Below are 3546 nucleotides of genomic sequence, written 5' to 3' on the forward strand. Positions count from 1 at the left end.
TCCTCGGTCTCTAGGAGCCGAGTTCGGCCAGCGCCTCGCGAAGGATGCGCCCGGTCGCCTCGCGGTCGGGATCGCGGCGCACCACGAGGCCCTTGGCGAAGGACAGTTTGTCGCCGGACTTGCGCGGGGCCACGTGCAGGTGGACGTGGAAGACGCTCTGAAATGCGGCCTTCCCATCGTTGACGACGATGTTGTTGCCGTCGGCATGCAGCTCGGATGTCCTCGCCGCCCTGGCAATCCGCTGGCCGATCAGCATCAGGTCGGCGAGCGTCGCGGGTGGCGTATCGGTCAGGTCGACGGTGTGCGCCTTGGGGACGACGAGGACGTGGCCGCGCACGATCGGTCTGATGTCGAGGATGGCCAGATAGCCGTCGTCCTCGTAGATGCGGATGGCTGGAGCCTCGCCGGCAACGATGGCGCAGAACACGCATGACATGAGGCCACCGTAATAGGCCGGCCTAGACGTTCTGCGTTGCCCACTCGGCCAGGCGGCGGTCACGTTCCTCGGCGTCGACCTCCTCGACGCGCGTCATGACGGCCCAGCGCTGGCCGAACGGGTCGACGATGGAGGCGAACCGGTCACCGGTGACGAACGTCTGGAGCGCCTCGCGGATGGTGGCGCCCGCCTCCTTGGCGCTGGCCACCACGGCGTCGGTGTCGAGGCAGTACAGCACCATCGAGTGGGTGACGGATTCGCTGCTTTGCACCGCCTCGAGTCCGTAGTCGGAGTTCGGGTCGGACAACTGCAGGCGACCGTTGCCGAAGTCGAGTTCGGCATGGGCGATCAGGCCGTTCGAGCCCACCATCTTCTCCACCAGCGTGGCGCCGAAGACCGAGACGTAGAACTCGATGGCTGCGGCGGCGCCGTCGACGACGAGAAACGGGGTGAGGCTGGTGTAGCCCTCCGGAATTGGGTTCGCATTCATGGCCGCCACTCTTTCGGCGGCAGGCGCACGGGTCTTGGAAAAACGCGGCACGCGGCTCCGTGATACTTTGTCTGTAACGATCCTTACAGATGTGGAGATCAGGTGACGCAGGCTCGAAGCCGGAAGCAGATTCAGGGTGACAACTCCCGCGAGCTCATCCTGGATTCGACCGAACGCCTGATGGGTACGTCCGGCTATGCGGCCACCTCGATCAGCGACATCCGCAAGGCTTGCGGCCTGCCTGCCAGTTCCATCTACTGGCACTTCGGATCCAAGGAGGGCGTGCTGGCCGCGGTGATGGAGCGCGGCGCGAGTCGGTTCTTCGCCGCGATCCCGCAACGCGGTGAGGCCGGTGTCGAGGATCGGTTCGCCGGGACCGCTCGACTTCTGGCGCAGCACCCCGACTTCCTGAGGCTGTTCTACCTCCTGTCGCTCGAGAGCAGCGTCGACCCGGCCGTCGCGACGCTGGTGCGACGGGTTCGGGACACCGCCATCGCCGGATTCCGCGACGCCATCGCGGCGCTCGTACCCACGGGTACGCCCACGGCCAAGTCGGACCGCGTCGTCGACGAACTCACCGCCATGGCCGTGGCGCTATCGGACGGCGTGTTCATCGCCGACCACCTCGAACCCGACACGACCGACGTCGAACGGATGTACCGGCGGCTGTTCCAGGCCGTCTCCGCCCTTCTGCCGATCCTTCTGGAGGAACAATGACCAAGAGAACCGCAGTCATCACGGGAGCCAACGCCGGCCTCGGCCTCGAATGCGCGCGGAGCCTGTTGGCGAGCGACGACACGTGGCACGTGGTGCTCGCTGTCCGCGATCCGGCCCGCGGGGCAGCCGCCGTCGCCGAACTCGGTGCGCCGCAACGGTGCACGGTTCTGCCGCTGGACCTCGCGTCGATCCGGTCGGTCCGCGCGTTCAGTGGGCGCCTGGACGATGCGGGGCTACCGCCGCTGAGCGCCGTCGTGTGCAACGCGGGCCTTCAGGTACCGGACGGCACCAAGCTCACCGACGATGGCGTCGAGATGACATTCGGCGTGAATCACCTCGGCCACTTCGCCCTGCTGCAGGGACTCGTCGCACGCCTCGATCGGCCCGCACGCGTCGTGGTCGTCAGCAGCGGAACCCACGACCCCGCCAAGTTCACCGGCATGCCGGACCCGCGATACACGTCGGCCGAAGAGCTGGCGCATCCGCCGGCCGGGGCGTCCGAGGAAGGCCGCCGTAGGTACACCACGTCCAAACTCTGCAACCTGCTCTTCGCCTACGAGTTGGACCGCAGGCTTGGGCAAGGGGCGGACGGCGTGACGGTCACCGCCTTCGATCCAGGCCTGATGCCGGGGTCGGGGCTCGCGCGGGACTACTCGCCGCTCCAGAAGTTCGCCTGGCACTACGTCTTTCCCCTCCTGCGGGTGCTTCCCAACGTCAACAGCACCCGCGCCTCCGGCAATCGACTCGCCGCCCTGGCGGGCGATCCCAAGTTCGACGGCGTCACCGGCACGTACTTCGAGGGAACCAAGCCCATCCGCTCGTCGGTCGACTCCTACGACCAGGCCCTGGCCACCGATCTGTGGGAGACCAGCGAGCGGTTGGTCGATCGGGTGACCGCTTGAGGCGTTTCGTAGGGTTGGCGCATGGCGAAGAACGCGCCAGAACTCGGCATCGTCGGCCGGCCGGCCACCACGTCGGTGTTCGACCTCGACCGGTGGGCCCCATCCGATGAGTCGGCCGAGTGGGTCGAGCACTTCTGGTCCGTCGACTGGGATCTGAGCGGTCAACCTTCTGCCTCCTCTTCTGTGAACACCGTCATCGCCTTCCCAGCCATGCACCTCACCCACGAGTGGGGCACCGACTCGCCGCGCCACGGCCACCCGCTGCCCAACACCCTCGTCCACGGGGTCGTCGAGCGGGTGTTCACCACTACGCTCTCCGGGCGCGGGTCGGTGGTCGGCGCGCGCTTCAGGGCAGGCGGATTCGCCGCCCGCTTCGGTCGTGACGCGAGTTCGCTCACCGGAACGGTCACCCCATTGGACGACGAGTTGTTCGGCGGCCCACTGGCTCTCGACGACGACATCGGCGCCGCGGCGACCCGCCTCGATGGAGCCATTGCCGCACACGACGGTAAGGCCGACCCCACCTATCTCGCGTTGACGACACTGCTGGACCGCATTCGCGAGGACGATCGGCTCCATCGGGTAGAGCAGGTCGTGGCCCTGTCGCCATGGAGCGCACGCACCACACAACGGGTTTTCCGCCGCTACGTCGGCGTTCCGATGAAGTGGGTGTTGTGCCGCTACCGGCTGCAACATGCCGCCCTGGAGATCGAGACCGACGCCTCGGTCGACTTCGCGGACCTGGCCGTCCGCCTTGGTTGGTACGACCAGGCTCACTTCACCAACGACTTCCGCTCGATGCTCGGGTGCACGCCGGGGGATTACGCCGCGAGACACGGCTGACTCATTACGCTCAGGCCCGTGGACCCTCGCGATCTCGCATACGCCGGTGCGGCCGAACAAGCCCGCCTGCTCGCTGCAGGCACTGTCACCGCGCCCGCCCTGTTGGACGTCTATCTCGACAGAATCGCCCGGTTGGACCGCGAATTGCGTTCGTACCG

Annotated in this window: 5 protein-coding genes and 1 pseudogene; 4 read left to right on the forward strand and 2 right to left on the reverse strand. The window is 67.1% G+C overall.

The genetic code is table 11. The annotated features are described in order from the left end of the window. Positions 1-10: 10 nt before the first annotated feature. Together ACRDUX_RS31600 and ACRDUX_RS31605 are read right to left on the reverse strand one after the other, a co-directional pair. Positions 11-436 (reverse strand): HIT family protein, encoded by a 426-nt coding sequence (locus tag ACRDUX_RS31600; protein ID WP_526419915.1) that lies wholly within the window; start codon positions 434-436, stop codon positions 11-13. A 22-nt stretch (positions 437-458) separates the two neighbouring features. Further along, positions 459-926, reverse strand: coding sequence for a VOC family protein (locus ACRDUX_RS31605; RefSeq protein ID WP_526419917.1), 468 nt, complete (start codon positions 924-926; stop codon positions 459-461). Positions 927-1028: 102 nt separating this feature from the next. Between ACRDUX_RS31605 and ACRDUX_RS31610 the strand changes: the two genes are divergently transcribed. From ACRDUX_RS31610 to ACRDUX_RS31625, 4 genes and pseudogenes are all read left to right on the forward strand, one after another. Next, positions 1029-1643, forward strand: coding sequence for a TetR/AcrR family transcriptional regulator (locus ACRDUX_RS31610; protein WP_526419919.1), 615 nt, complete (start codon positions 1029-1031; stop codon positions 1641-1643). Beyond that, a complete protein-coding gene (locus ACRDUX_RS31615; protein ID WP_526419921.1) occupies positions 1640-2545 on the forward strand; it encodes an SDR family NAD(P)-dependent oxidoreductase in 906 nt (301 codons plus the stop codon). The genes ACRDUX_RS31610 and ACRDUX_RS31615 overlap by 4 nt, the downstream gene beginning before the upstream one ends. A 21-nt stretch (positions 2546-2566) precedes the next feature. Then, positions 2567-3388: a helix-turn-helix domain-containing protein gene (locus ACRDUX_RS31620; RefSeq protein WP_526419923.1), complete on the forward strand. Its 822-nt coding sequence runs from the start codon at positions 2567-2569 to the stop codon at positions 3386-3388. An 18-nt stretch (positions 3389-3406) separates the two neighbouring features. Next, a pseudogene (locus ACRDUX_RS31625) lies at positions 3407-3546 on the forward strand (amidase); the annotation flags it as partial.

It is taken from the genome of Mycobacterium sp., from assembly GCF_050701675.1.
Taxonomy (GTDB): Bacteria; Actinomycetota; Actinomycetes; order Mycobacteriales; family Mycobacteriaceae; genus Mycobacterium.

Excerpts from the sequence above, each read along its gene's own strand:
- ACRDUX_RS31600 (WP_526419915.1), bottom strand. The coding sequence starts at position 436 with ATGTCATGCGTGTTCTGCGCCATCGTTGCCGGCGAGGCTCCAGCCATC.
- ACRDUX_RS31605 (WP_526419917.1), bottom strand. The coding sequence starts at position 926 with ATGAATGCGAACCCAATTCCGGAGGGCTACACCAGCCTCACCCCGTTT.
- ACRDUX_RS31615 (WP_526419921.1), top strand. The coding sequence starts at position 1,640 with ATGACCAAGAGAACCGCAGTCATCACGGGAGCCAACGCCGGCCTCGGC.
- ACRDUX_RS31620 (WP_526419923.1), top strand. The coding sequence starts at position 2,567 with ATGGCGAAGAACGCGCCAGAACTCGGCATCGTCGGCCGGCCGGCCACC.